Source organism: Citrobacter sp. Cpo061 (assembly GCF_030332845.1).
Classification (GTDB): domain Bacteria; phylum Pseudomonadota; class Gammaproteobacteria; order Enterobacterales; family Enterobacteriaceae; genus Citrobacter; species Citrobacter portucalensis.
This window is the reverse complement of the sequence record NZ_JAOWHB010000050.1, coordinates 390,929-417,873: the sequence shown is the minus strand read 5'-3', so window position 1 is coordinate 417,873 and position 26,945 is coordinate 390,929. Positions and strand designations below refer to the sequence as shown.

General features: G+C 54.3%; 19 protein-coding genes. 7 read left to right on the top strand and 12 right to left on the bottom strand.

The features are described from left to right. Window positions 1-323: 323 nt before the first annotated feature. A complete protein-coding gene (locus OGX97_RS16815; RefSeq protein WP_279850431.1) occupies window positions 324-4,733 on the top strand; it encodes an autotransporter outer membrane beta-barrel domain-containing protein in 4,410 nt (1,469 codons plus the stop codon). Between the two features lie 38 nt (window positions 4,734-4,771). Here OGX97_RS16815 and entH read toward each other — a convergent pair whose 3' ends face one another. From entH to entC, 5 genes are read right to left on the bottom strand one after another with little or no spacing between them, the layout of a single operon-like run. Then, the gene (gene entH, locus OGX97_RS16810; protein WP_032944336.1) at window positions 4,772-5,185 is read right to left on the bottom strand and encodes a proofreading thioesterase EntH; all 414 of its coding nucleotides are present in this window, start codon (window positions 5,183-5,185) and stop codon (window positions 4,772-4,774) included. Window positions 5,186-5,187: 2 nt separating this feature from the next. Beyond that, window positions 5,188-5,943, bottom strand: a complete 756-nt coding sequence (entA, locus tag OGX97_RS16805) for a 2,3-dihydro-2,3-dihydroxybenzoate dehydrogenase EntA (protein WP_032942661.1) — start codon at window positions 5,941-5,943, stop codon at window positions 5,188-5,190. Continuing rightward, the gene (locus OGX97_RS16800) at window positions 5,943-6,800 is read right to left on the bottom strand and encodes an isochorismatase (RefSeq protein ID WP_003831197.1); all 858 of its coding nucleotides are present in this window, start codon (window positions 6,798-6,800) and stop codon (window positions 5,943-5,945) included. Before OGX97_RS16800 ends, entA begins: the two co-directional genes overlap by 1 nt. A 13-nt stretch (window positions 6,801-6,813) precedes the next feature. Beyond that, window positions 6,814-8,424 carry a (2,3-dihydroxybenzoyl)adenylate synthase EntE gene (entE, locus tag OGX97_RS16795; protein ID WP_032942660.1) on the bottom strand — a complete coding sequence of 537 codons (1,611 nt, stop codon included), beginning with the start codon at window positions 8,422-8,424 and terminating at the stop codon, window positions 6,814-6,816. Between the two features lie 33 nt (window positions 8,425-8,457). Next, the gene (gene entC / locus OGX97_RS16790) at window positions 8,458-9,633 is read right to left on the bottom strand and encodes an isochorismate synthase EntC (protein ID WP_057066466.1); all 1,176 of its coding nucleotides are present in this window, start codon (window positions 9,631-9,633) and stop codon (window positions 8,458-8,460) included. A gap of 187 nt (window positions 9,634-9,820) precedes the next feature. Between entC and fepB the strand changes: the two genes are divergently transcribed. Then, window positions 9,821-10,777: a Fe2+-enterobactin ABC transporter substrate-binding protein gene (gene fepB / locus OGX97_RS16785; protein WP_079934792.1), complete on the top strand. Its 957-nt coding sequence runs from the start codon at window positions 9,821-9,823 to the stop codon at window positions 10,775-10,777. Window positions 10,778-10,838: 61 nt separating this feature from the next. Here fepB and entS read toward each other — a convergent pair whose 3' ends face one another. Then, window positions 10,839-12,074: an enterobactin transporter EntS gene (gene entS / locus OGX97_RS16780; RefSeq protein WP_111465939.1), complete on the bottom strand. Its 1,236-nt coding sequence runs from the start codon at window positions 12,072-12,074 to the stop codon at window positions 10,839-10,841. Window positions 12,075-12,183: 109 nt separating this feature from the next. Between entS and fepD the strand changes: the two genes are divergently transcribed. From fepD to fepC, 3 genes are read left to right on the top strand one after another with little or no spacing between them, the layout of a single operon-like run. Continuing rightward, the gene (gene fepD, locus OGX97_RS16775) at window positions 12,184-13,191 is read left to right on the top strand and encodes a Fe(3+)-siderophore ABC transporter permease (protein WP_032942654.1); all 1,008 of its coding nucleotides are present in this window, start codon (window positions 12,184-12,186) and stop codon (window positions 13,189-13,191) included. After that, window positions 13,188-14,180, top strand: coding sequence for an iron-enterobactin ABC transporter permease (gene fepG, locus OGX97_RS16770; protein ID WP_008784056.1), 993 nt, complete (start codon window positions 13,188-13,190; stop codon window positions 14,178-14,180). The genes fepD and fepG overlap by 4 nt, the downstream gene beginning before the upstream one ends. Beyond that, window positions 14,177-14,974 carry an iron-enterobactin ABC transporter ATP-binding protein gene (fepC, locus tag OGX97_RS16765; protein ID WP_032942652.1) on the top strand — a complete coding sequence of 266 codons (798 nt, stop codon included), beginning with the start codon at window positions 14,177-14,179 and terminating at the stop codon, window positions 14,972-14,974. Before fepG ends, fepC begins: the two co-directional genes overlap by 4 nt. 46 nt (window positions 14,975-15,020) lie before the next feature. Here the strand turns inward: fepC and wzz(fepE) are convergent, their stop codons facing one another. The 4 genes from wzz(fepE) to fes all read right to left on the bottom strand — a co-directional run bounded on the left by wzz(fepE) (window position 15,021) and on the right by fes (window position 21,737). Continuing rightward, on the bottom strand, window positions 15,021-16,154 hold the full coding sequence (gene wzz(fepE), locus OGX97_RS16760; protein ID WP_279850430.1) for an LPS O-antigen length regulator Wzz(fepE): 1,134 nt from the start codon (window positions 16,152-16,154) through the stop codon (window positions 15,021-15,023). 229 nt (window positions 16,155-16,383) lie between these two features. Then, the gene (entF, locus tag OGX97_RS16755) at window positions 16,384-20,274 is read right to left on the bottom strand and encodes an enterobactin non-ribosomal peptide synthetase EntF (protein WP_279850429.1); all 3,891 of its coding nucleotides are present in this window, start codon (window positions 20,272-20,274) and stop codon (window positions 16,384-16,386) included. After that, window positions 20,271-20,489, bottom strand: coding sequence for an MbtH family protein (locus OGX97_RS16750; protein ID WP_032941816.1), 219 nt, complete (start codon window positions 20,487-20,489; stop codon window positions 20,271-20,273). The genes entF and OGX97_RS16750 overlap by 4 nt, the downstream gene beginning before the upstream one ends. Before the next feature lie 30 nt (window positions 20,490-20,519). Next, a complete protein-coding gene (gene fes, locus OGX97_RS16745; RefSeq protein WP_279850428.1) occupies window positions 20,520-21,737 on the bottom strand; it encodes an enterochelin esterase in 1,218 nt (405 codons plus the stop codon). Window positions 21,738-21,990: 253 nt separating this feature from the next. On the opposite strand from fes, the gene OGX97_RS16740 reads away from it, so the two are divergent. Together OGX97_RS16740 and entD are read left to right on the top strand one after the other, a co-directional pair. Then, complete coding sequence (locus tag OGX97_RS16740) at window positions 21,991-24,285, top strand: TonB-dependent siderophore receptor (RefSeq protein WP_279850427.1); 2,295 nt, start codon at window positions 21,991-21,993, stop codon at window positions 24,283-24,285. Window positions 24,286-24,335: 50 nt separating this feature from the next. Continuing rightward, on the top strand, window positions 24,336-24,959 hold the full coding sequence (gene entD, locus OGX97_RS16735) for an enterobactin synthase subunit EntD (RefSeq protein ID WP_008784050.1): 624 nt from the start codon (window positions 24,336-24,338) through the stop codon (window positions 24,957-24,959). Between the two features lie 3 nt (window positions 24,960-24,962). On the opposite strand, the gene OGX97_RS16730 is transcribed toward entD, so the two are convergent. After that, window positions 24,963-25,898, bottom strand: a complete 936-nt coding sequence (locus OGX97_RS16730) for a transketolase family protein (protein WP_008784049.1) — start codon at window positions 25,896-25,898, stop codon at window positions 24,963-24,965. Continuing rightward, window positions 25,891-26,721, bottom strand: coding sequence for a transketolase (locus OGX97_RS16725; RefSeq protein WP_003831177.1), 831 nt, complete (start codon window positions 26,719-26,721; stop codon window positions 25,891-25,893). The genes OGX97_RS16730 and OGX97_RS16725 overlap by 8 nt, the downstream gene beginning before the upstream one ends. Window positions 26,722-26,945 lie beyond the last annotated feature (224 nt).

The following is a 26,945-nucleotide window of genomic DNA, read 5'->3' as shown; positions in this document are numbered from 1 at the left end:
TGCCAACACCTCTATGTTTTGTCCAATTCTCCTCTCAGCATGATGCTGAGCGTGCCACTTAATATTTTTATTATTAATAAGGATATTAATTAACAATATTAACCTGACTTTCTCAGCTTAACGGTTATTGCTCTTAGAGATTCAGACCATCCTGATTTTGTATGCAGTAAGTGCTTTATTTCACCTTAATCACCAATTTCAAAACAAAGAATATACCTGCAGCACTAGTTTTAATGACAAAATACCCCACATAAAAATAAAATTAATTCAGCAGAATTTTTCAGCGCCAGGTTGTTCAGGATGGCCGTATAAGGATATAAATTATGAATAAATGCTATCGCATCGTCTGGAATATCGCGAGAAATATGTTTGTGGTGACGTCAGAACTCTCGCAGGGCGATCAACGGGTTCGCGCAACCGTCGCAGGCCTGGTGTTATCGGCAGTTGGATTAACGGCAAATTGCGTTCATGCCAGCGACTACGGCCCGCTTAGCGGTGAAACCATCAACTTAAATGATGGCGATACCGTGACATCTGTCGATGGAACCACGGGTATCGAAAGTCTGTCCTCAGGGGGGCAAGGCGTACAGATTAATGGTAAAACCACCATTAACGTTACCGGTGATAGTGGTTCTATTGGGGTAAAACTTGATAACAGCGCCAATAATAATTTAGGTACCGGTACACAGATTAACGTTACAGACACAGGAATGGCGAAAGCAGCATCAACCACAGGTCTTTATATTAACAACACCAGTCCAGGCACAAATATAGACGCCGAGAATATATCAATTAACACCATCAGTAAAAAAGATGCTTACGGAATTAACGTTCATACAGAAAACACCACGCTGAACTTCGGCAACAAGAGTAAAATTATCACCGAATCCCAAAATGGTAATGCGACGGGTGTCTATTTCTATGACGACAATAATACGTTAACCATGAACGCTGGATTAATCCAGGTTAACACCGATGCAACCGGTAAGGCTGTAGGTATCGACACATACTGGGCAAATGGTACCACGCTCAATTTTGGGGATGACAGCCGCATAGAATTAACCAGCGGCACAGCCGGCGGCAGCGCGCTCTATCTTGGAAAAAACACCCAGGTTAACGCGAACGGGCTGAACATTGATTTCACCGTATCAGAGACAGGAACAGGCACCACGATTTATGGTATCCAGGAGGGGCAATACAGCCAAATTAATCTGGGCAAGAACAGCGCAATTACGCTCTCAACGTCTGGAGGTACGGCATATGGACTTGTTTCTGGTTCACAAAGTTATTTTACGGCAGATAACCTTGATATCACCCTTTCCACAACCTCTAACGAGCGCGCAAACGGTACAGGCGCGGACATCAGCGGCAACGTGGATTTTGGCAATGATTCCACCATCACCGTGCACGGTTTCTCCGAAGGATACGGGATGATTGTTGAGGATTATTCGGCAACCAGTAAAGATGATGCCATCGGAACAGTAAAGGCCAACAATCTCACCATTGACGTCACCGGCCAGAAGACGGAAGGGCTTCGAATAGAAGGCGGCGTGGTTGATTTAGGGTCAGACAGTTCCATTAGCGCAAACGGGACTGCATCGACAATTTACCTGACCGGACGAGGATACAGTGAATTCAATGCCAATAATCTGACCGTCACGACCGCGCAGTCCACCGCCCTTACACTAATGAGCAGCATGCATGCCGCCGTCGCCAACATTGGTGAAGGCAGCAGCATTGATGGAAGAAATTCCACAGGCCACACGACCAACGGTATTGTGGCCAACACCCCTTACAGCGCACCGACAACCATAAATTTCAACGGTTCCGCAGAGCAGCGAAACACTATCTACGCGGTTAACGGCTATGGCGCATCAGCCCAATACAGTGGCGCGACGATCAATATATCCAATACGGATATCATCATGAGCGGTAAAAATCCTTACGGTCTTTGGGCCATCGGCGATGGGGATTTTACCCATGCAGGCATCATCAATGGTGAGAATCTGACCATTGATATGACCGGCGCTAACGGCAGTGGTTACGGCGTGGTGGTGCAAGAAGGCGGTATCGTGAATCTGACGGGCGATACCACCATTATCGCCGACGGCGGCGTTGCCATCTGGAATCCGAAAGTTTCCTCGGGCGGGTATGTTCTACCTGGCGGGACGGTAAGTGGCTCAGGAAAAATGACCATAACCGGCGACATCGTTAACAGCGGCTGGGGATATATCAACCTCAATATGGACGCGGATTCTTATTTCGCTGGGGCAACCTCGGTTAATGAAAGCTTCAACGACCAGGGTATTGATTCAATCCTCAATCTTAACCTTGCCGAGCAGAGCCAGTGGCGGGTTACCGATGATTCCACGCTCACGACGCTGACCAACGCAGGAACCCTTGAGCTGGCGGCAGACCACACAGCCGGAACTTACAGCACTGTGCATGCTGATGAGGTCACGCTGAAAGAAAGCAGTATTCTCAGCGTCGATTTAAGCGCCGCGGCGCTGGCCAGTCAGTCCGCTAACCCGCTAATTACCGGCGGACAGGTTAATCCTGGCGGCGATCTACACATCAGCAATTCGGGTAATGCGCTGGATCTCAACGCGCTGACCTCAGACAATCAACTGGCAGACATCGACACGGTTACGCTAATTGATGCCAACTCCGCAATCGTGAGCGATTTCGCTTCGATCTCAACCGATCCGGATACCCTGCCCGACTATATCGCGATTTCTGGTCAAGTTAATGCCCTTGATAATACCCAATATGAATTGGGCGTGGGGCTCAGTTGGTACGCCGGAGACTCCGCCGCGGTCTCTACGCCTGCACACGGTACGTTCACCCTGAACGCGGGCCAGACATTTACCGTCAATGGGTTGCTTGCAGATACCTCACCCAACGCCACCACGGGATGGGACGGTAAAAGTCTGACCAAAAAAGGAGACGGCACGCTCACCCTTACCGCAAAGAATACCTGGAGCGGAATCACAGACATTCAGCAGGGAACGCTGTGGTTGACTAGTTCTGGCGCTATTGGCTCTGAAGGGAGCAAGCAGAGCATCGATGTTGAAGCTGGAGCCACTCTCGGCGGTAACGGGGTAATCAACGGTGCTGTGAACAACGTCGGCCTGCTAAGCTTTGGTGATCGTACAACGCCAGATAGCCAGTTTATCGTTAATGGTAACGTAACCAATCAAGGTGTAATCCGCAGCAGTAGCACGACTCCCGGGAATGCGTTAATCATCAACGGCGACTACACGGGCAACGGCGGTCAGCTCTCACTTAACGCCAGTTTAGGCGATGATAATTCACCAACCGACCAGCTCATTGTCTCGGGTAATGTTAACGGCAGTACCACCCTCTACATCAATAATGTGGATGGCGTGGGTGCATATACCGATCAAGGTATCGAGATTGTCGACGTCGGAGGGATATCATCGGATGACGCATTTTCTCTTGGCAATCAGATTCAAATCGGCCTGTATGAGTATCGTCTGTATGAAGATAACGAAAGCTGGTATTTGCGTTCCAAAGCAGAAACACCCGACGACCCGGATGATGACGTCACTCCGATCGATCCTGACGACAGCGACGTGACACCAGTTGATCCTGATGACGGCGGCAGCGACGTGACGCCTGTCGACCCTGACGATGGCGGCAGCGACGTGACGCCAGTTGATCCTGATGACGGCGATAGCGACGTCACACCGGTTGATCCTGATGACGGCGGCAGCGACGTCACACCGGTTGATCCTGATGACGGCGGCAGCAACGTTACTCCGTCAAATCCACAATATCGCGCCGACATCGGCGCCTATTTGGGCAACCAATGGCTGGCGCGTAGCCTGCAGATGCAAACGCTGTTCGATCGTGAAGGTAGCCAGTACCGCTCGGCCGAAGGAAGCTTCTGGATGCGAATTAAAGGCGGAAAAACGGACACATCAGCTGTCAACGGCAATATCGACATGGACAGCGATTACACCCAGTTTCAGCTTGGCAGCGATATTGCTATCTGGCGCGATGAACAACAAAGCATCACGTTTGGCCTGATGGCCAGTTACCTTGACGGCAGTACCGACAGCACCGGAAATCGTGGCGCGGATGGCAGTCAGTTTACAGCCACAGGCGATATCGACGGTTACAATCTTGGCGCGTATGCCACCTGGTTCTCTGATGCCCGGCAACATCGCGGCTGGTATGTTGATACGTGGTATCAGTATGGCTTCTACAATAACAGCGTCGAGAATGGCAATGCCGGTTCAACGCATTACGACTCCCTGGCTCACGCGATTTCGCTGGAAAACGGTTATCGCTACGACATGAATATGAGCAGCGCTAACACAGTAAGCCTGACGCCACAGGCGCAGGTTATCTGGCAACGCTACGAGGCAGATAGCGTTGAGACAAATGGTACACGCATAGACGGGCAAAATGGCGATAGCTGGACCACACGTCTTGGTCTGCGAATTGATAGCCAGCTTTCATTCGTCGATGCAACCGTCCGGCCATTCGCAGAGATTAACTGGCTACACTCCACCGACGATCTGGCCGTATCATTTGATAACGCAACGGTAAAACAGGATCTTCCAGCCGATCGCAGCGAGCTAAAAGTGGGAATTCAGGCGAATCTCAATAGCCAGTGGAACGTCAGCGTCCAGGCGGCGGGTCAGAAAGGTAATAACGACTACCGCGATCTCAACGGGAGTTTTAATCTGCGCTATAGCTGGTAACTGGTGTCACGAAGCGCGTCTAAACGACGCGCTTATCTTCACCCCATCACTGCAGTGCCTAAACGACAGGTGCAACAGCGTCGTCCCTGTTCATCAAAGATAACGATTTCCCAGCTTTGGCTCTGACGCCCGAGGTGCAGCGGCTGGCAGACACCGCGCACTTTCCCTTGCGATACCGCCCGATGATGCGTGGCGTTGAGTTCCGTCCCCACCACGCACTGCCCGTCGCGGGTCATCAGATAACCCGCCATTGAACCCAGCGTTTCCGCCAGGGCCGCGGATGCGCCGCCGTGCAGAAGGCCAAATGGCTGATGCGTGCGGCTATCCACCGGCATTTCGGCTTCCAGCACATCATCACCCAGCCGGGTGTAGACCATGCCTAAATGCGCCACCATCGTGTTCTGACTGGTGGCATTGAGTTCATCCAGCGTTAAATGACGCTTCCAGATCATCGTCATGCCCCCAGCGTGGAACCGCCGTCCACCACGATATCCTGTAACGTAATGTGGCTGGCCAGATCGGAAGCGAGGAATAAAATAGTGTTGGTGATCTCTTGCGGCCGGGCGATTTTCCCCAGCGGAATCCCGAGTTTAAACTGCTCGCCAAATCCACGAATGCGCTGTTGCTCCGCGTCATCGCTAACCCACAGCGTGCGCTGCATATCGGTGTCGGTCGAGCCTGGCGACACCACATTACAGCGCACACCGCTGCCCGCCAGTTCAAGTCCGACGGTCAGCGCCAGGCTTTTCAACGCGGCTTTTGACGCGCCGTAAGCACTCATGCCGATACGCGGCGTGTGCGCCGCATCCGACGCGACGGTCACGATCGCCCCGCCCTGCTGGCGACGAAACTGCGCCATCGTCTGCTGAAACAGATTGAACGCCCCACCAACGTTAACCGCAAACGTCTGCTGCCACTCCTCAGCGCTCAACGCATCTGTGGCCCCCATACGCAAAATACCTGCGGCATTGACCAACACATCTAAACGCTCGCGCGCTTTGAGGACACGCTGGCACACTTCAGCTACCTGTCCGGCATTCGCCACATCCAGCACTTCGGTCGCAAACGGGTAGTTATCCTGAGGAAATTCGCGATCGAATCCTGTCACCTCAGCACCAGCCTCCGCAAATGCCAACGCCGTGGTGTAGCCAATCCCTTTACCCGCGCCGGTTACCCAGACGGTTTTCCCGGCAAAATCAAATCCAGCCATTACTTCACCTCGCGGGAGAGCAGCGCCCACCAAGCGTCAATGGTCGGTTTTTTCGCCAGCATCACGAAATCAATGTCACCATGAACCTTACGCCAGCGCGCCGCCAGCGCCATCATGCGCACGGAATCCAGCCCGTAGTCGATCAGGTTTTCGTCATCCATCGGCTCTTCAGACTCATCCAGCAACGGCAGAATAACGCTGCGCAACGCATCTTTACTGGTCGGGACCGGTGTCGGCAATAATTCCTGGGTCATTACCACACGCCCGGAACGTCCCGCCACGTATTTCAGCGACATCAGGTGTTCGTCACGGCTAAAGTCCGCCAGCGCATCGGCAACCATAAACGGCTTGATGTCACGCATGAAGGCGTCCGTTGCGGTGGTCATACAGCCGATATGCGCATACACCCCGGTAATGATCAGTTGATTACGCCCGGTTTCCTTGAGCATCTGTTCCAGCGGGGAACGATGAAATGCGCTATAACGCCATTTCACCAGAATGGTATCCGCTTCATCCGGCGCCAGCGCCTCAACGATCTTTTGTTGTTCCGGGGAACGCGTCAGGCCCGGTCCCCACATATCATTGAGCAGAGCGCGGTCTTCATCACTCTGTTCTTTCGGCTGAGCGGTGTAATACACCGGAATGTTATGCTCTTTGCAGTACTGGCGCAGCGCGGCGATGTTCGCGACGACCTGCTCCATCATCGGGCAGTTATCGCCCCAAAAGCCGATAAAATAATCCTGCATGTCGTGGATCAGCAGCGCGGCGCGTTCAGGGTCAAATGCCCAGTCGACTTTGTTCACCGGAACATCGAGCGCCGTTGGTAGCGCATAAGCCTGCAGTTTAGGAATTGCCATTTCTGTTTCTCCTTCAGGCCAGTGAACGTGATGCCAGCCACTGACGTAATTGTTTTTTATCTACCTTCCCCACTGGAGTCAGCGGTAATGACTCAACGCACTCAACACGATCGGGTAATTTGAATTCCGCTATGCCCTGTTCGCGTAGAAAACGGCGCACCTGCACCGCGCGCAGCGGCTCTTTCACCACCAGCCAGGCACAGCTTTTCTCACCCATCAGTTCGTCATCCATACTGACCAGCGCGGCATGGATCACCATTGGATGGCGCAGTAGCAGGTTTTCAATCTCTTCAGCGGCGATCTTCTCCCCACCGCGATTGATCTGATCCTTTTCACGCCCCTGAACGGTGATGTAACCATCCGGATCGATAGCGATCAGATCGCCGGAACAGTAAAAGCCGTTGGCGTCAAAGGCGCTGGCATTATGCTCAGGACTTTTGAAATAACCGCGGAAGGTGTACGGACCACGCGTCATCAGGCGTCCGGTCTCTCCCTGGGCTAAAGGGTTGCCGTCAGCGTCTGCTACCCAGACTTCATCATCGGGACACATCGGGCGCCCCTGGGTATTGATGATGCGCTCAGGACTGTCGTCCAGACGGGTATAGTTAACCAGCCCTTCCGCCATGCCGAAGACCTGCTGCAACTGGCAGCCAATCTCAGCCGGAATACGTGCCGCAAGCGTGGCGGAAAGCCTTGCGCCACCGACCTGTAGCAGTTTCAGCGAAGCCAGTTGCGCATTACTGCCCCACTCCGCAATCGCCTGCAACCACAGGCTCACCGCAGGCGGCACCAGCGCCGTGACGTTAACCTGATGCTGTTCAATCAACGGGAAACACAGAGTGGCACTCGGGTCAGCCGCCAGTACCACGGTGCCACCGGCCAGGAATACGCCCAGCGCGCCTGGCGAACTCATGGCGTAGTTATGCGCCGCCGGGATTGCGCATAAATAACGCGTTTCCCCGGTGAAGCGGCAAATCTCATTGCTGCGACGCACGCTGTAGTAGTAATCGTTATGAGTGCGAGGAATCAGTTTTGGCGTCCCGGTCGTCCCGCCAGAAAGCTGGAAGTACGCCACCTCATCAGCAGGCGATGGCGTGGCGGAAAAATCTGTCGCAGGCTGGTTTATCGCCGTTTGCAGATTGTGTTCACCTTCATCATTACGCAGTAACACCACGCGCACTGAATTGTGTTCGGCCACAAAAGCGTTAAGAAAATCGTCGCCGCTAAACAGCGTATGCTGGCGATCGGCAATCAGCAGTGCCGGCTCAATCTGTTTGGCGTAGGCGTTAAGTTCGTTACGCTGATGGCTGAACAGCGCCAGCACTGGAGCTACGCCCAGCTTGAGCAGCGCAAAGAAGGTGATATACAGCTCAGCCACATTGCCCAGTTGCACCAGCGCGGTTTCGCCGGGTTTGATCCCCTGGCAACGCAAACTGCAGGCGAGATTGTCAGCGGCCTGATTTAGCTGGCGATAGCTCAGATGGCGTTCACCATCAATTACCGCCGTATGATCGCTTTCTGCGTGACGGGTCAGAATGTCGGTCAGCGGCAAATCCTGCCAGTAACCTTTTTCACGATAGCGGCGGGCAAACTCCTCCGGCCAGCGGGTGAAAGGAATACTCATTATCGCTCCTCAGAAGCCTGGTCAATAAGGCTCTTAATGCAGTCCAAAAACATTCAACATCGTGGAGAGCTTGGCCCCCGTTTCACGCCATTCCGCAACCGGGGAAGAGGCTGGAACAATTCCTGCTCCGGCAAAAAAACGCACCTGATTGCGCAGCAGCTTCGCACAGCGGATCGTCACCACCCACTCACCGTTACCTTCGGCATCACACCAGCCGACAATACCGCCGAACAATTCACGATCGAACGGCTCCAGCTCGGCGATAAGCTTGCGCGCAACCTGATGTGGGAAGCCGCTTAGCGCAGGCGTCGGATGCAGCAGGCACGCCAGCGTCAGGGCGTTTTCCTGCGGGTTGGCTTTACCTTCAAACGGCGTGCCGAGGTGCCAGAGCGTCGGCGTGGTAACCAGCTGCGGAGAAGAAGGCAGTTGCAATTCACGGCTGCGATCGCGCAATACCGTTTTCATCGCCTGCGTCACCAGTTCGTGCTCATGGCGGTCCTTCTCAGACGCCAGCAGGCGGATCCCTGCTTCGCGATCCAGCACATCATCTGGCTGACGACGTGCCGAGCCTGCCAGCGGCAGTGAGCTAAAACGATCGCCTTCTTTGCGCAGTAGCAGTTCCGGGCTGGCACCAATCAATACGCCGCCGTCTTCAATCGGTACATGGAAGTTGTAGCTCGCTGGATTTTGCGCCACCAGACGCTCCAGCAGCGCACCGCTGTCAATGTTGGCATCGGCGGTGATATCGATCAGGCGTGACAACACCACTTTGTCGACTTCCGGGGTTGCCGTCAGCGCTGCCGCCCGGGCGACCATATCTTCAAAAAAGTCCTGTTCCGGGATCGATTTACGTTCAACGACGTTCAGCGACTGATGCGCGGTAAAGTAACGTGATGATTGCTGCTTCGCCGTACGAGAGAAGCTCTGCCATGATTGGGGAATAAACAGCGATGATGGCTGGCGGGTATCAAAGGGAATCGCCCCGACCATGACAGGGTTCACGATGCCCTGCGATTTGGCATCAGCAAACAGTGCGTTCATTTTCTGTTGGAAAGGGCTGTCTGGCGAATCGCCATCAATTGCCGGTTCCGCATAGCGGGCGAAGCATCCTGACGTCGTAAAACTACGGTACGGCGACATAAAGAAAAAACTGTCGGGAGCGAGCGTCGGCATAGTCTGCGTTTTTTCCTCGGCCAGTGACGTATCCATATCATCCTCCAAAAATGATAAAGGCTCTAATAATGATTATCATTTATATTTTTGGTCGCTAACCTAAAAGTAAAGCGGCGGTATGTCAACTCTTGTGGTAGCACAATGTGCGACTTTGGCTTGCATCCTTGCTCGCTAACAATGAAAATGAGAAGCATTACTTATACTGATAACAGGAAGCCGATTCGTGAGTCTCCCCTCTTTTTGCCGCACCGTGCTCTTACTGGCAGGTTTATCTCTTTCAGGAATTTCTTCAGGTCACGCCGCCGACTGGCCGCGTCAGGTTACTGACAGCCGCGGCACGCATACGCTTGAGCATAAGCCGCAGCGAATTGTCTCCACCAGCGTGACCCTCACCGGCTCGCTGCTGGCGATTGATGCCCCGGTCATTGCCAGCGGTGCCACTACGCCGAACAATCGCATCGGCGATGCGCAGGGCTTTTTACGTCAGTGGAGCGAAGTAGCAAAAGAACGCAAACTGAGCCGCCTGTATATCGGCGAACCGAGCGCCGAAGCCGTCGCAGCTCAAATGCCGGATCTGATTCTGGTAAGCGCTACTGGGGGAGATTCTGCCCTCGCGCTATACGATCAGCTGTCCACCATTGCGCCAACGCTCATCATTAATTACGACGATAAAAGCTGGCAGTCGCTGCTGACCCAGTTAGGTGAAATTACCGGTCAGGAGCAACAGGCAGCTGCGCGAATTGCCGAGTTTGATAAGCAACTTCAGGCGGTTAAGCAACATATTACCCTGCCACCACAGCCGGTCAGCGCGCTGGTATATACCGCCGCGGCGCACAGCGCCAACCTGTGGACGCCTGAGTCAGCGCAAGGCAAGCTGATGGAGCAGTTAGGGTTCACGCTGGCAACGCTGCCTGCCAACTTGCACACCAGCCAGAGTCAGGGCAAACGCCACGATATCATCCAGCTTGGCGGTGAGAACCTGGCGGCAGGCCTGAACGGCGAAGCGCTGTTCCTGTTTGCTGGCGACAGCAAAGATGCCGACGCTATTTACGCCAATCCGCTTCTGGCGCATCTGCCAGCCGTGCAGAATAAACGCGTTTACGCCCTGGGTACGGAAACCTTCCGTCTCGACTACTACAGCGCCACGCTGCTGCTGCAACGTCTGTCGGCTCTGTTTTAATGTTCAGCGCCGGATGCGGCTCACGCCTTATCCGGCCTACAAACCATAGAGCACAACGCGATCAGGCATTCACAGGGACCTGCCGGAATCGGCGCACTTCTCCCAACAACAGCAGCAGTAACAGACCGACAATCACCAGCCCAAATCCACTCACGCTTGCCGAAGCAACTGGCGTCATCATCGCGCCCAGACCACCTAACAACGCCGCGCCAATCGCATCGCCGGTGACGTTTTGCGCCGTCCACAAACCGTTAATTCGCCCGAGCATCGCTTCCGGCGTCTGCGTCTGTAACAGGGTGTACTGCAACAAAGAGCTGACCGCGCTCAACCAGCCAAACAGCGCCAGACAAACCACACCAAGCTGCCAGACGGGCATCAAGCCAAACAGGCCGATAGCCAGAAATGAAGCCACGGTCGATGCCAGCATAATCAGTCCCGGGCGAACGCTGTGCGCCAGTTGTCCGCTGGTCAATGCGCCCACGGCTGCCCCCAGCGGAATAGCCGCATACAACAGGCCAATTTGCGCACTCGACATGTGCCAGTTAATCGCCAATGCCGGATACAGCACACGCACGGCGCTCGCCATGGTTAACAGACCACCGAGCAGCGCAATGCCGCCAATCAGCGGGCTGGCAAGCAGAAAGCGAAATGCTGCCAGCAGCGATTTCAGCGGATGCTCGCGCGGCTGCGGCGGAGGCGGCAACGCAGGAAGGCTCAGCAACGGTAGTAAGGTAATGAAGGTTCCCGCCGCCGCCAGTCCGTAGTTCCAGGCCACGCCGCCAGTCGCGAGCAGCACCCCGCCAAGCATCGGTGAAATTACCGATCCCAGACGCACCGTCAGCATGGTAATCGCCCCGGCCTGCATCAAATTCTCGCGCCCAACCAGCGCTGGCGTCGCAGCCAGCAATGCGGTCACGCCCAGAGAGGCAAAGAAACCATCCCATAAGCCAAGCAGATAAATCGCCAGCAACGACGGTTCGGGCAGCAGCGCATTCAGACACAGGCCAATAAAGCCAATACCACAGGTTCCACGCGCCAGCAGGATCACTTTTTTACGCTCATAGCGGTCGGCCAGCACTCCGCCCACCATCAGGCCAATAAACATTGCGCTACCGGTCAACGTCACCGACAAACCCACCTGCCATGTCGACTGGGTCATCATCTGGATCTGTACCGGAACCGCCACGCCGAGTAGCCCCAGAGAGACAATGGAAATAAAACGGGCGAGGAAGACAGCGCGAAATGCTGGGTGGGTCTTTAACAGGCTGAGATTGAGCAGCCAGGATTGTCGATTCATTACAGAGCCTTACCAGGTACTTTTTCAATATCCATTCGATGGCTGCACATGCTAACATATCCAAATAAGATCGATAACGATAATTACTATCATTATCAGGGAAGTTGATATGTCATGCTCTGTTTCCGCGACACGCGCCTTCGCCGTGCCCGGACTATTGTTATTACTTGTTCTCACCACGGTATTAAGTCTGGTTATTGGCGCCAAGTCGCTACCTGCCTCCGTGGTGCTGGATGCGCTCACCGGCAGTTGTCAAAGTGCTGATTGCACCATCGTGCTGGACGCGCGCTTGCCGCGCACTCTGGCGGGGCTGCTCGCCGGTGGTGCGCTGGGCCTGGCTGGCGCACTAATGCAAACGCTCACGCGTAACCCTCTCGCCGATCCCGGCATTCTGGGTGTCAACTCCGGCGCCAGCTTCGCTATTGTGCTGGGGGCCGCGCTGTTCGGCTTTTCCTCTGCGCAAGAACAGCTGCTGATGGCCTTTTGCGGTGCGCTGGCTGCATCGCTGATCGTAGCTTTTACCGGTAGTCAGGGCGGCGGGCAGTTAAGCCCGGTACGTCTGACCCTGGCGGGCGTCGCGCTGGGCGCGGTGCTGGAAGGATTATCCACCGGCATCGCCCTGCTCAACCCGGACGTTTACGATCAGCTGCGTTTCTGGCAAGCCGGCTCACTGGATATCCGCAGCCTGCAAACGCTGAAAGTTGTGCTGGTACCAGTACTGATTGCCGCGGCTGTCGCACTGTTCCTCAGTCGCGCTCTGAATAGCCTGAGCCTCGGCAGCGACACCGCTACCGCGCTTGGTAGTAAAGTCGCTCGCACGCAGTTTATTGGCCTGCTGGTTATTACCGTACTGTGCGGCAGCGCGACCGCGATTGTCGGTCCTATCGCCTTTATCGGCCTGATGATGCCGCACATGGCGCGCTGGCTAGTGGGGGCGGATCACCGCTGGTCACTGCCCGTAACCCTACTGGCAACGCCTACTCTGTTACTGATTGCCGATATAATCGGTCGCCTGATTGTCCCCGGCGAGCTGCGCGTGTCGGTAGTCAGTGCGTTTATCGGTGCACCGGTGCTTATCTTTCTGGTACGCCGTAAATCGCGCGGGGGTGGCGCATGATGCACCTCTCCCGCCGCCTGATAATCAGCAGCCTGCTGCTGGTTGCAGGTTGTCTCGTCATTGGTTTGTGGAGCCTGCGTAGCGGCGTTGTTACGCTGGAAACCCAGCAAATTATTGCCGCCCTGCTCGGCGATGCGCCGCGCAGTATTACGCTGGTGGTGACCGAATGGCGCTTGCCACGCGTGCTCATGGCGCTATTGATTGGCGCGGCTCTCGGCGTGAGCGGCGCAATATTTCAGTCGCTGATGCGCAACCCGCTGGGCAGCCCGGATGTGATGGGTTTCAATACCGGAGCCTGGAGCGGTGTGCTGGTGGCAATGGTGCTGTTCGGACAGCATCTCACCGCTATCGCGCTGGCGGCCATGCTGGGTGGGATTCTGACCTCTCTGGTGGTCTGGGCGCTCGCCTGGCGCAATGGGATCGACACCTTCCGGCTGATTATTATTGGTATCGGCATTCGCGCCATGCTGGTGGCGTTCAACACCTGGCTACTGCTGAAAGCATCATTAGAAACCGCGCTGACGGCCGGGCTGTGGAACGCCGGATCGCTCAATGGCCTGACCTGGGCCAAAACCTGGCCTTCTGCTCCGCTGATTATCATCATGCTGGTGTGCGCCGCGCTGCTGGTACGCCGGATGCGCTTACTGGAAATGGGTGATGACAGCGCCTGTGCGCTTGGCGTCAGCGTTGAGCGCTCACGTCTGATGATGATGCTGGTTGCGGTGGTACTGACCGCTGCCGCCACCGCGCTGGCCGGTCCTATCTCGTTTATTGCTCTAGTCGCGCCGCATATCGCGCGACGTATAAGCGGTACATCGCGCTGGGGATTAACCCTGTCGGCGCTGTGCGGCGCGTTGCTGTTGCTGATGGCGGATTTATGCGCCCAACAGCTGTTTATGCCTTATCAGCTTCCGGTGGGCGTTGTCACCGTAAGCCTCGGCGGTATTTATCTTATCGTCTTGTTAATTCAGGAGTCCCGCAAAAAATGATCGAATCAGTAGCCCGTTTGCGTGGCGACCAGTTAACGCTGGGTTATGGCAAGTTTACCGTGGCGGAAAACCTCAATGTATCGATTCCCGACGGCCATTTCACCGCGATTATCGGGCCAAACGGCTGCGGGAAATCAACGCTACTGCGCACGCTGAGTCGTCTGATGACGCCCGCGCACGGCAAGGTCTGGCTCGATGGCGAGCATATTCAGCACTATGCCAGCAAAGAAGTCGCCCGCAGAATAGGTTTGCTGGCGCAAAACGCCACCACGCCGGGAGATATTACGGTACAGGAGCTGGTTGCCCGCGGACGCTACCCGCACCAGCCGCTGTTTACCCGCTGGCGGAAAGAGGATGAAACTGCGGTCTCAAACGCCATGCAGGCGACGGGTATCACCCATCTGGCATCACAAAGTGTGGATACCCTTTCCGGCGGACAACGTCAGCGTGCATGGATTGCGATGGTGCTGGCGCAGGAAACGTCGATTATGCTGCTCGATGAACCCACCACCTGGCTGGATATCAGTCATCAGATCGATCTGCTGGAACTGTTGAGTGAGCTTAACCGGGAAAAAGGTTACACGCTGGCCGCCGTTTTGCACGACCTGAATCAGGCCTGTCGCTATGCAACACACCTGATCGCGCTGCGTGACGGAAAAATTATTGCCGAGGGTGCACCGAAGGAGATCGTCACCGCGCAGCTTATTGAAAAAATCTATGGACTGCGCTGTATGATTATCGACGATCCGGTTGCCGGAACGCCGTTAGTGGTGCCGCTTGGGCGCAACAAATAGAAAGATTCACCGTATGGCGGCCGACTAGCCGCTATACGACAATTCATCACACCAGTTGCTGATCAATAAACGTCATTTTTTGCTTACGCGACATCATGGCATGGTTCAACAGAACACCACCACACGCCACCATTCCCCCCAGTAATGCGGCCAGAATAACGATCATTGATTTAGCCGGACCGTCTTTTTTCACCGGCAGCGAAGGTGAAAGTTGATATTTAAACGGCGTAAATGTTACGTCACCCACATTCATCGCTAACAGTTGCTCAACGTGGTACTGGCGATTACGTAATTCACCGTTAATTTCAGCAACATCCGTTACTGATTTTTCTATTTCTAATTTACGTTCGATGCCGTCAGCACCCAGTGAAATAGAGAAATCGGGGTCATCCTTCACCGCCTGGCCATTACTGTAGACCGGCTTTTTAATCCCGGCGGCATTGGCAATCTCCAGCGAGTAGTTCAGTCGCTGGATATTTGCTTCCAACTGGTTTTTGAGCCTGACGCGATCCATCTCCAGTCTCTCTTTTTCATAACTGGTTTTGATGGACAATTTATTGCGAATATCTTCCAGCGTTTCTTTCACCACAAGGGCAGAAATATACTGGATATATCCCTTCAGCACTGACTGGGCTTCTTCGGCCTGAGGTGCGGTAAAACTCAGTGTCCATGAGGTATACAGCGATGTTTCGTTCTTCTTACCCAGGTTAGTATCAACCGCTTTCATTTTCTCACTGAGCCTGACAATTGCCTGATGCAACTCCATTTCGTCGATATCAGCACCTTTCAATTGATCCATTACGTAAGGCGAAGAGCGCAGATATTCTTCTAACAATGACGGCGACTGGAATTTTTTGATAAACAGGTTAAACACATCACCACGGCTAACGCTAATATCCATATCCAGCACGCGCAATTTGGTCAGCGTATTCTCTAATCCCTGCCATTGAACCGCTTCCGCCGGTGTCACGATGGCCTGACTGGTCCATTTTTGTGGCAGCAGAAAAGAGACCAGAATACCCACACAAGCAAAGGCGAAAACGGTCGCTATAATTTTCGTTCTTGCACGCCATAAGATTTCGATTAGATTCACTAAATCGATTTCATTTGCGTTTGCCTTTGGCTGAGGATACCCAGTAAATTCCGAAACGTTATCTTGCTTTATATTTAATGATGACATGTTGCGTGACCTGAAAACTTTCCTAAAAGAAAAACATTCCTGTGGGAGAAGTCTACCAGCTAGTCAGAATTATCCGAAACAATCTTTGTGCTTGTCGCCCTACCAAAAATTATATTCGGAATTTATTCACCCCTTTCATCACCTTGCATTGCATAAAAAAGAACAATTCCATAACATATTATTTACATTATGAAATTGTTCGATCACCGCGATAGCAATATTCGTCTTGTTACACAGATTTATTAATCAGTGCATTTATTACAGGCCCTATCGCCTCAAATGAGGCAGGGGAAATAATATCAACATGCGCGCAATCCTGGAGGTAAACATCCAGACTGGATATCCACGGTAACCAGCTGCGTTCAGGACTGACACCCGGTACTAACGTGCGCTCAGCAACGAACAGCGTAGCGTGACCTGCAAACGGCACGCTGTGTGCCGTGGTGAGCAGGCGAACCGCATCGGCATAGTTGCCTTCGATTGCGTTAAATAAAGCCTCTGACGCATTCCCCTGCTGCGCCGCCAGAAACGCTTCGCGTTCACGCTCGATCTCTGCCAGTACCGCTGGATCCAACCCATTAGCCTCTTTTTCTTGCCAGTTTTGCGTTTCTGGCGGCCAGGTATCCAACAGCCCGAGGAATGCAACCGTCTCTCCTCTGGCATGTAAGCGCGCGGCGATCCCTTGTGCCAGCGTGCCGCCCAGCGAATAACCTAATAAATAGTAAGGTCCGTGAGGTTGTTGACTGAGCAACGTTGCCAGATGATGTTCGCATACCGCGTCGAGGTTTTCCGCCGTCTGCATAGGGCCATCCGGGCGCGGCGACTGAAGACCTATAATCGACCACTGCGGGCTGAGATATCGCGACAGCACGCTAAACTGCCAGGCAAAACCCGACGCCGGATGGAAACAGAACAGCGTTGGGCCGTGACTTTCACGCAGCGGCAGCAGTGCCTCAAATCCCATATGTTGCGACTGCTCATCATCAGTGCTCTCCAGTAGAGCACTCAGTTGTTCAACGGTAGAGGCCACCATAATCTGCCCCGGCGTCACCTGACGCTCAAAAACCCGGCTCAACTGTGCCGCCAGCTTCATCGCCAGCAACGAATGTCCGCCAAGCGCAAAGAAGTCTGCCGCCACGTCATTCACCTCGCAACCCAACAAAGCCGCAAAAGACTGCGCGATGGTGGTTTCAGTCCCTGCTCGCGGCGCACGCCCGGAAGTACGCGACGTCAACTGCGGCATCGGCAGCGCTTTACGATCCAGTTTACCGTTCGCGCTAAGCGGCAGCTCCGCCAGTTGCAACAATACCGTCGGCACCATATGCGCAGGCAGTTTTTCACGCAGCTTTTCCCGCAACGCTGACGTATCCAGCGGTAAACCCGATTGTGACACCAGATACCCCACCAGTTGACGCGCATCGCCGCCTGTCGCCGCCGCCTGGTTGAATACGCAGGCGTGGGCAACGGCATGCTCGACATCAGGCAACTGCTGCATCACCCGGTCAATCTCGCCGAGCTCAATGCGTTGTCCGCGAATTTTAAGCTGGTCATCGCTGCGCCCGAGGTATTCCACCGCGCCATTTTCCAGCCAGCGCGCCACATCCCCGGTACGGTACATGCGTTCGCCAGCGTTAAACGGATCGGCGATAAAGCGGCTTGCAGTCAGATCCGGACGGCCCAGATAACCTTGCGCCAGTTGGATCCCCGTCAGATATAAGTCACCAGCCACGCCGAAAGGCACCGGGCGCATCATGGCATCCAGGATACGTAAACCGGTATTCCATACCGGATAGCCAATCGGCACGCTGTTGCCGGTTACAGCAGCAAGGTCTTCCCCCCAGGCCGGATACCAGCTCACATCAACCGCCGCTTCCGTTGGTCCGTACAAATTGTGCAGTGGCGCATGAGTTAACTGTTCCCACTCACGGCATAAATCTGCAGGCAAGGCTTCGCCGCTGCAAAATACCCGTTTCAGCGAGGCACAACTCTCCCGCGCGGTTTCCGGCGTCAGTGAAGCGACAAAAGCGGCCAACATAGAGGGAACAAAGTGCGTGGTCGTCACCCCATAACGGGCAAAGAACTGCTGCATCGCCAGCGGATCACGGTGCGCCTCAGGCTCTGCCATTACCAGCTTTGCCCCGGCAATAAACGGCCAGAAAAACTCCCATACCGAGACGTCAAAACTGCACGGTGTTTTTTGCGCCACCACATCATCTGCGGTCAGTGGATAGTGATTTTGCATCCACAGCAGACGGTTAACGATAGCGGTTTGCCCAACCATCACCCCTTTTGGTCTACCGGTAGAACCGGAAGTAAAAATGATATAGGCAGTATGATTGGGCTGAGATAGCGCCAGCGGAGCAGCATCTTCTGCTGGCAGGGGCGAGTCATAGCACAGACTTTCCAGCCCAGGAATATCGCTAAAGCGCGCCAGTTGCTCATTGGTCGCGATCAACAATTTTGGCTTCGCGTCTTCGAGCATCATCCGCAGGCGATCGTCCGGGTATCCGGTATCCAACGGCAGCCAGGCTGCACCGGCTTCAACGATACCGTGCAGCGCCAGCGTCAGGAACACGGAACGCGGTAATGCCACGGCGACGCTGTCGCCAGGCTTGACGCCGCGTGCACGCAAAAGGCTCGCCAGCGCCACGACCTGCTGGCGCATTTCGCGATAGCTAAACTGATAGCGGGCATCGGCCAACGCCGGGGCATCCGGCGTTTTATCGGCCTGCTGTACCACCAGCGCGCTCAGCGTAGTGGACGGGATCTCCACGGTGGTGTGATTAATCTTCGCCAGCCGCTCATGTTCTGTTGGCAACAGCATCCCGGCGTCGCCGCAGCATAGCGCCGGATTGTCGGCAAACTGCTCGATAAGCCCGATTAAACGCGAGACATGCTGCGCCAGCGTTTCTGCATCGTAGCGCTGTTTATTGGCCAGGATTTCAATACTCAGCCCACCGTTTTCATCCGGGAATAACGCCAGTTCAAGATCGTTCACCGGCCCTGTCGCCAGCGTGTGGGTTTGCGCCTGAACGCCGGGAATATTCAGCTGATAGTCGAATATTTTCACGTTCAGCACCGGGCCAAACAGCGGCTCGGCACCGGCTGCACGCCCGCTGTCGCGAACGATTTGTTCGGCATCATAACGTTGATGCCGACGCATTTTCTTCAACTGTCCGGCCAGTCGTTGTGCAAGTGCAGGCAAGCTTTCTGCCGCATCCAGCCTCACACCAAATGGCAGTACGTTTAAAACCGGTCCAGTGGAGGTCAACGCCGCCGACCCCATGCGCCGCATAAAGATAAACCCGGCGGCATAATCCATTCGACTGCATAAACGTCCCAGCCACAATGCCACCAGCGCGAGGGCCAGATCCGCACGCTGAACGTCAGGCATACGTGCCGCAAGCCGACGAAACGCCCCTTCAGGCGCGGTTAACTTCATACGAATAATATCCGCGCTGGCCGATCGTCCCGGCAACGGATTGTTCGACAGCGAAGCAGGAGGTGGAAGTTGCTTTCGCTGCTCGCTCCAGAAAGCGCCGTCGCGTTGCCAGGCATCGCTTTGACGGTACTGTTGATACTCTTCCACCACCTCGGCGAACGGCGTAAAAGGCGAGTCTGGCGTAGGCTCGCCGTGTAGCCATGCGCGATAAATTGCGGCTATCTGGCGGGTAATGGCCGGAAAACTGAAGCCATCGACCAGCAAATGATGGTAACGCTGATACCAATACCAACGCTTTTCTCCCACCTGTATAAGCAGGTGAAAAACCAGCGGTTTATTGCCATCAGCACGTATGTCCTGCTGCAGGTCTGCCTGCATCAACGCACGCGCCGCCTCATGTGGATTTGATTTTGCGCGCAGGTCGATAATTTCAGGTTGCGCAAAGGCGAGCGCAGAATCCACCCATTGCCAGATCTCACCGTTATCTTCGCTAAACCGCATCCGCAGGGTATCGGCCTGCTCCAGGCCCGCCACAACGGCTTTCGCCAGCAACGACGCGTCCAGTTCGCCAGTTAACTCTACGTAGTGCGCCACGCTCCACGCCGAGGGCAATGTGGAGAGTTTTTCCGCCATCCAGATCCCCGGCTGAGCCGCCACTAACGGTAAACGCTGAGTCATGGAGCCTCCTGCACATCGACGTAGTTCGCGGTCGTAAGCGTGGTCCAGTTTGCTTCCAGCCATTGCTGGCAGGCTTCCTGGGATTGGGGTTCGCAAGCAATTTGCCAGCCAGCAGGAAGCGAGCACTGCTGCGGCCAAAGGCTAAACTGACGCTGGGGATTTTGCAGAATGTAAAACTGGCCCTGCGGATTATCGAAGGGGTTACTGAATTCCATACTCAACTCCTGTCGTGGAACATCGTCCGGTTAAATCATGTCGGTAAGCGGTTGCCAGAGCGTCATTAGCCCTTGCATCAGACCGCCGCGCCAGCAAAGAGCATCGTGTCCGCCATCAACCTGACGCCAGAAAATAGACTGTGGTGCAGAAGGTAACTGGGCATATAGCACCTGATTAGCGCGATAAATAATGGGCTCGCGGATCCCCGCTTCCAGGACAATACGCAACCCCTGAGCGCTGACGGTCCCGGTCTTCAGTTGCTCGACGATCGCCCCGTCCTGATGACCACCACGATGCGGCCACCAGTAAGAGCCCGACTGGCTAAGCACACAGCCAAAGCGCGCGGGCCAGTTCAGCCCGGCATACAGCGATGACAACCCGCCAAAACTTTGCCCAGCCACCACGGTGCGCTGCGGATCGTCACTAAACGCGGTCGTTGTCTTCACCAGTGGTAATAGCTCCTCCTGCACCGCCAACCAAAAATCCGCATTACACGGTAGCTCATGGCTGCGGTGAGCCGTATCAATGGCATCAATCAGGAGATAAACGGCAGAAGGAAGGTGTCCGCGATGCGTGAGTGAAGTCAACGCAGGCCAGACCGGCATACTCTGTGCCCAAAACTGCCCATCCAGCAGGATAGCCAACGGACGCGTTTCGGGTTGAGCATCACCGGTGGTAAACACCCATACGCGACGCGTATTGCCGAGCCTGGCGCTATGCCATTGCAGGCACACTGCGGGGGATTTTGGGGGTTCAGGTCGATCCCATCCTGGCTGTACGGGTGCCTCCGGCATTTCCAGCGCAGACACCGCGTGGCCACGACCGCCCCGCCAGCTCTGCGGATTAAGGGGATCAGCAATGGCCTGTGGCAGCAATTGCCGCCAGCCTTCACGCAGCACGTTTCGGTCAGGCGCTTCGCCTGCCACAAGCGAGGAAAAGATATCGTTGCGCTCTGTTGGGATAAAACAGTAACTGCCACGCCAGTTGGCGCTGAGGGAAACACTCCAGCACCAAACATTTGTTCCATCAATACGTCGCATCGACTGAGGGGTGGCATTTTGATGGTGGTCGGTGACGCCGGTGATATAAACCCAAACGCGATGAATGGCTGACTCATTTTCCGTTCCCTGTGGGTCACGCCACCAGAAGGTTACCCGATAATTTCCGTTATCTTCACGCTCCCACTCCGGGCCTTTTTTCGACTGCCACCACGCCTCGCTTCCCATCTTTAACGTCGTCACAGCCATAACCCCATGTTTATTGTGAAATTTTATGATCTAGCGTGAAATATATTGATAATATTATTGATAACTATTTGCATTTGCAATAGCGTATTGTCGCGCTGTGGGAAGCGCGTACAGTTTTTCACCACTTATAAACCGACCTGGCACTGCGTACTTTTTCTGGAATGGATAGTTTACGCAGATGCGGGCGACATCAGGCCAAATGCCGCACCACGGCACATTGGTTCTCGTGGCTAAAAGAACAGCAGGACATACAATGAACAACAAGATTCATTCACTGGCCTTATTGGTCAATTTAGGGATTTACGGGGTAGCCCTGCCAGCAATGGCAGAAGATCAAACCGATAGCGTCGCTGTCTCTCATGAAGACACCATCGTCGTTACCGCCGCCCAGCAGAACCTGCAGGCGCCGGGCGTTTCAACCATTACCGCTGATGAAATTCGTAAGAACCCTCCCGCTCGCGATGTGTCGGAAATCATCCGTACCATGCCTGGCGTTAACCTGACCGGTAACTCAACCAGCGGTCAGCGCGGCAACAACCGCCAGATCGATATTCGCGGCATGGGGCCAGAAAACACCCTGATTTTGATCGACGGTAAACCGGTTACCAGCCGTAACTCCGTGCGTCAGGGCTGGCGCGGCGAGCGTGATACTCGTGGCGATACCGCCTGGGTTGCTCCGGAAATGATTGAACGTATTGAAGTGCTGCGCGGTCCTGCCGCAGCACGCTATGGCAATGGCGCAGCTGGCGGTGTGGTGAACATCATCACCAAGAAAGGCGGCGATGAGTGGCATGGTTCCTGGAATACCTATTTCAACGCCCCGGAACACAAAGAAGAAGGTTCAACCAAGCGTACCAACTTTAGTCTGAATGGACCGCTGGGCGGAGATTTCAGCTTCCGCCTGAACGGTAACCTCGACAAAACCCAGGCCGATGCCTGGGACATTAACGACGGTCACCAGTCAACACGTACGGGCGATTACGCAGATACGATGCCTGCGGGTCGTGAAGGGGTTAAAAACAAAGATATCAACGGCCTGCTGCGTTGGGATTTTGCCCCAATGCAATCGCTGGAGTTTGAAGCTGGCTACAGCCGTCAGGGCAACCTGTATGCGGGTGACACTCAAAACACCAACAACGATAACAAAACTAACGGGCTGGTAAAAAAATACTACGGTAAAGAAACCAACCGTATGTACCGCCAGAACTATGCGCTGACGTGGAACGGCGGCTGGGACAACGGCATTACCACCAGCAACTGGGCGCAATACGAACACACCCGTAACTCCCGTTTGGGTGAAGGTCTGGCAGGTGGCCTTGAAGGGTTATTTAACAGTAATCAATTTACCGACACTGACCTGGCGGATGTCACCCTGCACAGCGAAATTAGCATTCCATTCGACCTGTTAGTTAACCAGAACCTGACGCTCGGTACCGAATGGAACCAGCAGCGAATGAAAGACATGAGTTCCAATACCCAGACCTTTATGGGCGGGAACATACCTGGTGCCAGCAGCACCGATCGTAGCCCATATTCACAGGCTGAAATTTTCTCCCTGTTTGCTGAAAATAACATGGAGCTGACCGACAGCACCATGTTGACGCCGGGTCTGCGCTTCGACCACCACAGCGTCGTTGGCGACAACTGGAGCCCGTCCCTGAACCTGTCCCAAGGTCTGGGCGACGACTTTACGCTGAAAATGGGTATCGCACGGGCCTATAAAGCACCTAGCCTGTACCAGACTAACCCGAACTATATTCTGTACAGCAAAGGCCAGGGCTGCTATGCCACCGGATCTGCGACGGGCATTGGTTGCTACATGATGGGCAACGATGACCTGAAGGCCGAAACCAGTATCAACAAAGAGATTGGTCTGGAGTTCAAACGTGACGGTTGGCTGGCCGGCGTAACCTGGTTCCGCAATGATTACCGTAACAAGATCGAAGCGGGGACTGTACCGCTAAGCAGAACGTCAATTACCCAGAAAAACCCGACTACGGGTAAAGAAACAACAACCTACACCGATATCTATCAGTGGGAAAACGTACCTAAAGCTGTGGTGGAAGGCCTGGAAGGGACGTTGAACGTACCGGTTAGCGAAACCGTTACCTGGACCAACAACATCACTTACATGCTGCAAAGTAAGAATAAAGAGACCGGCGAACGCTTGTCGATTATTCCTGAATACACGCTGAACTCAACGCTGAGCTGGCAGGCGCGTGAAGATTTGTCACTGCAATCCACCTTGACCTGGTACGGCAAACAACAGCCGAAGAAATATGATTACCAGGGTAAACCAGTAACCGGCAGTTCAGCCCAGGAAGTGAGTCCGTACAGCATCGTCGGCCTGAGCGCGACCTGGGATGTGACGAAAAACGTCAGCCTGACCGGCGGCGTGGATAACGTCTTCGACAAACGTCTGTGGCGTGAAGGTAATGCCCAAACCACCAGCGATATCAAAACTGGCGACTATATGGCGGGCGCTGGCGCGTACACCTATAACGAACCGGGTCGTACGTGGTATATGAGCGTTAACACCCACTTCTGATAGCGTTGTTCCCTCTCCTCGCGACGGGGAGAGGGAAACGATACACAACCATGCGTACAACACACACATCGCTTCCCTTCGCCGACCACGCGCTGCATTTTGTCGAGTTTGATCCCGCCAGCTGCCATGACCACGATCTGCTCTGGCTCCCCCACCACGCCCAGCTTCTGTCCAGCGGACGCAAGCGTAAAGCTGAACACTTAGCAGGGCGGATCGCCGCAGTACACGCTTTGCGCGAATTTGGCCTTAAAACGGTACCCGGCATCGGTACACAACGCCAACCGGTATGGCCGCAGGGGCTGTTTGGCAGTATCAGCCATAGCGCATCAACTGCGCTGGCGGTGGTATCAAGACAGCCGGTGGGTATTGACATAGAAGCCATTTTTACGCCACAAACGGCAACCGAACTGGCAAGTAGCATTGTCACTCATGCTGAGAAAGAATTGTTGGCAAACAGCGGCTTGTCTATTGAACAGGCGCTCACCCTGGCGTTTTCCGCCAAAGAGAGCGCTTTTAAAGCAACCCGGACATCAAGACAAGCAGACGCCGGGTTTACGCAATATCAAATCGTGGTGTTACAGCATAACCAGATGATCCTCCGCGCGCACCACCAAACGTATCGCGTGCAATGGCGGTTCTCGGGCAATGATGTAATCACACTGGCAACAGTGTGAACGTCACAGCAGTTCTCGCGCCTGAGCAGCGATAGCTGCGGCGTCAAAACCATGATGCTGGCGTAGCCAGCCACGATCCGCTGCCGCTGCATACTCTCCATCCGGAATGCCTAAACGCTTTAACACCGCCCCGACTCCGCCCTCAGCCAGCACTTCTGCCACCAGGCTTCCCAACCCACCATTAATGTTGTGCTCTTCTACGGTAATCACCGCTTTGCTGCCCTGTAGTGCTGACAACAGGGCTTTGGTATCACATGGTCGAATTGAAGGTACACTGACCACCTTCGCCTGAATTCCCGCGTCAGCCAACAGCGCGGCGGCATCAACAATTTCATGAACTGTCGAGCCCGTTGCCACCAGCGCCACATGCTCCCCCTCACGCAGCGTCAACACCGCCCCCGGAACAAAACGGTAACTCTCGTCATGAAGTTCCGGCAGAGCTTTTCCATCAAGACGAATATATACCGGTCCCTGATAGCCAATCGCATAATCGATAATCTGTCGGCACTCTCGTGGCGAAGATGGGGCGAAAATCTGGATATTGCCGAAGCCTCGCATAATGGCAATATCATCGATCGAATGGTGAGTGCTCGCCAGCGGGCCATAGCTGGCACCAGCATTAAGACCGAATAGCTTCACATTGGTATTGTTGTAGCAAACATCGACTTTAATTTGCTCATTGGCACGGGAGATAAGAAATGGCGCAGCGTTACAGGTGACGGCGACCTTACCGCCAAGTGCAAGTCCTGCCGCCGTTCCAACCATGCTTTGTTCGGCAATACCTACGTTGACCAGGCGACCGGGAAACTGCTTTATAAAAGGAGCAATTTTCGCGGTTGATGTCGAGTCCGCTACGACCGGCACCAGGTCAACACCTTGTTCCACTGCATCAATGAACGCCTGAACCATGACGTTCGCGAGGTGTTCTGCATTACTCATCTTTTAATTCCTCCAGAGCCAGTTCGATCTCTTCACCTTTTGGCACCCGATGGTGCCATTCAGGGCGCCCCTGGATAAAAGATATACCCGCGCCTTTCGTGGTATTGGCAATGATGACGTTAGGTTTGCCGTCCTGCTTAAGTCCTTCCAGCGTGGCGACAACCGACGCCATATCATTCCCCTGACACTCAGTCACCGTCATACCAAATGCCTGCCATTTTGCGGCAAGCGGATCGGTATTCATGATTTCGCGAGTCGGTCCGGCTAATTGAAGATTGTTCTTGTCATTAATAATGATCAGGTTATCGAGGCCATAATGAGCAGCAGCCAGCGCCGCTTCCCAGTTACTTCCTTCGGCCAGTTCGCCATCGCCTGTGATTAAAAAGATGCGGCGTGAACTGTTACTTTTCTTCGCAGCCAGAGCCAGTCCCACCGCAACAGGTAAACCGTGGCCCAGAGCACCGGTATTCAGCTCAATACCCGGCGTTTTCTGGCGCACCGGGTGTCCGGGAAGATGGGAATTGGCATGTTGATAGGTTTCCAGCCAGTCAACGGGAAAAAAACCCGCCTCCGCCAGAACGCAGTAGTAACAGCCTACCGCGTGACCTTTAGACTGGATGTAGATATCCCGAGCCTCATCAGCGATACGCTCCGGAGCGACATTGAGTATACGAAAATAGAGTGCCGTCAACAGCTCAACTTGAGACAAGTCCGCACCAGTATGCCCACCCGCAGGGCTGTTAGCATTTAATCTAACAATGTGACGGCGAACCGCCCGCGCTTTGCGCTCAAGAGTCTGGATATCATAGTTCCAGGGATTCATTTAGCACCTCTGAATTTATTTTCAATATGGAATATTTATTCCGCATGGGACTAAAAAAACCAGAATTTCCCATACGTCACATCTTCAGGCTTACGCCGTTGTATCATACTCAGGAACATTCTGCCTCCTTACCGCGACCACACTGACGCTGGTAATAATAAGTTGACCTGTAACCACCATGAATATATATTCACAAATGATTCTTTATTCAATTATGCAACCTA

What these genes read in the sequence shown, in the direction of transcription:
- entS (WP_111465939.1), bottom strand. Translation starts at nt 12,074, where the DNA reads ATGAATCGACAATCCTGGCTGCTCAATCTCAGCCTGTTAAAGACCCAC.
- fes (WP_279850428.1), bottom strand. Translation starts at nt 21,737, where the DNA reads ATGGCTGTGACGACGTTAAAGATGGGAAGCGAGGCGTGGTGGCAGTCG.
- fepC (WP_032942652.1), top strand. Translation starts at nt 14,177, where the DNA reads ATGATCGAATCAGTAGCCCGTTTGCGTGGCGACCAGTTAACGCTGGGT.
- entE (WP_032942660.1), bottom strand. Translation starts at nt 8,424, where the DNA reads ATGAGTATTCCTTTCACCCGCTGGCCGGAGGAGTTTGCCCGCCGCTAT.
- OGX97_RS16815 (WP_279850431.1), top strand. Translation starts at nt 324, where the DNA reads ATGAATAAATGCTATCGCATCGTCTGGAATATCGCGAGAAATATGTTT.
- entD (WP_008784050.1), top strand. Translation starts at nt 24,336, where the DNA reads ATGCGTACAACACACACATCGCTTCCCTTCGCCGACCACGCGCTGCAT.
- OGX97_RS16740 (WP_279850427.1), top strand. Translation starts at nt 21,991, where the DNA reads ATGAACAACAAGATTCATTCACTGGCCTTATTGGTCAATTTAGGGATT.
- entC (WP_057066466.1), bottom strand. Translation starts at nt 9,633, where the DNA reads ATGGATACGTCACTGGCCGAGGAAAAAACGCAGACTATGCCGACGCTC.
- fepD (WP_032942654.1), top strand. Translation starts at nt 12,184, where the DNA reads ATGTCATGCTCTGTTTCCGCGACACGCGCCTTCGCCGTGCCCGGACTA.
- OGX97_RS16750 (WP_032941816.1), bottom strand. Translation starts at nt 20,489, where the DNA reads ATGGAATTCAGTAACCCCTTCGATAATCCGCAGGGCCAGTTTTACATT.
- fepG (WP_008784056.1), top strand. Translation starts at nt 13,188, where the DNA reads ATGATGCACCTCTCCCGCCGCCTGATAATCAGCAGCCTGCTGCTGGTT.
- entA (WP_032942661.1), bottom strand. Translation starts at nt 5,943, where the DNA reads ATGGCTGGATTTGATTTTGCCGGGAAAACCGTCTGGGTAACCGGCGCG.
- OGX97_RS16730 (WP_008784049.1), bottom strand. Translation starts at nt 25,898, where the DNA reads ATGAGTAATGCAGAACACCTCGCGAACGTCATGGTTCAGGCGTTCATT.
- entH (WP_032944336.1), bottom strand. Translation starts at nt 5,185, where the DNA reads ATGATCTGGAAGCGTCATTTAACGCTGGATGAACTCAATGCCACCAGT.
- entF (WP_279850429.1), bottom strand. Translation starts at nt 20,274, where the DNA reads ATGACTCAGCGTTTACCGTTAGTGGCGGCTCAGCCGGGGATCTGGATG.
- OGX97_RS16725 (WP_003831177.1), bottom strand. Translation starts at nt 26,721, where the DNA reads ATGAATCCCTGGAACTATGATATCCAGACTCTTGAGCGCAAAGCGCGG.
- OGX97_RS16800 (WP_003831197.1), bottom strand. Translation starts at nt 6,800, where the DNA reads ATGGCAATTCCTAAACTGCAGGCTTATGCGCTACCAACGGCGCTCGAT.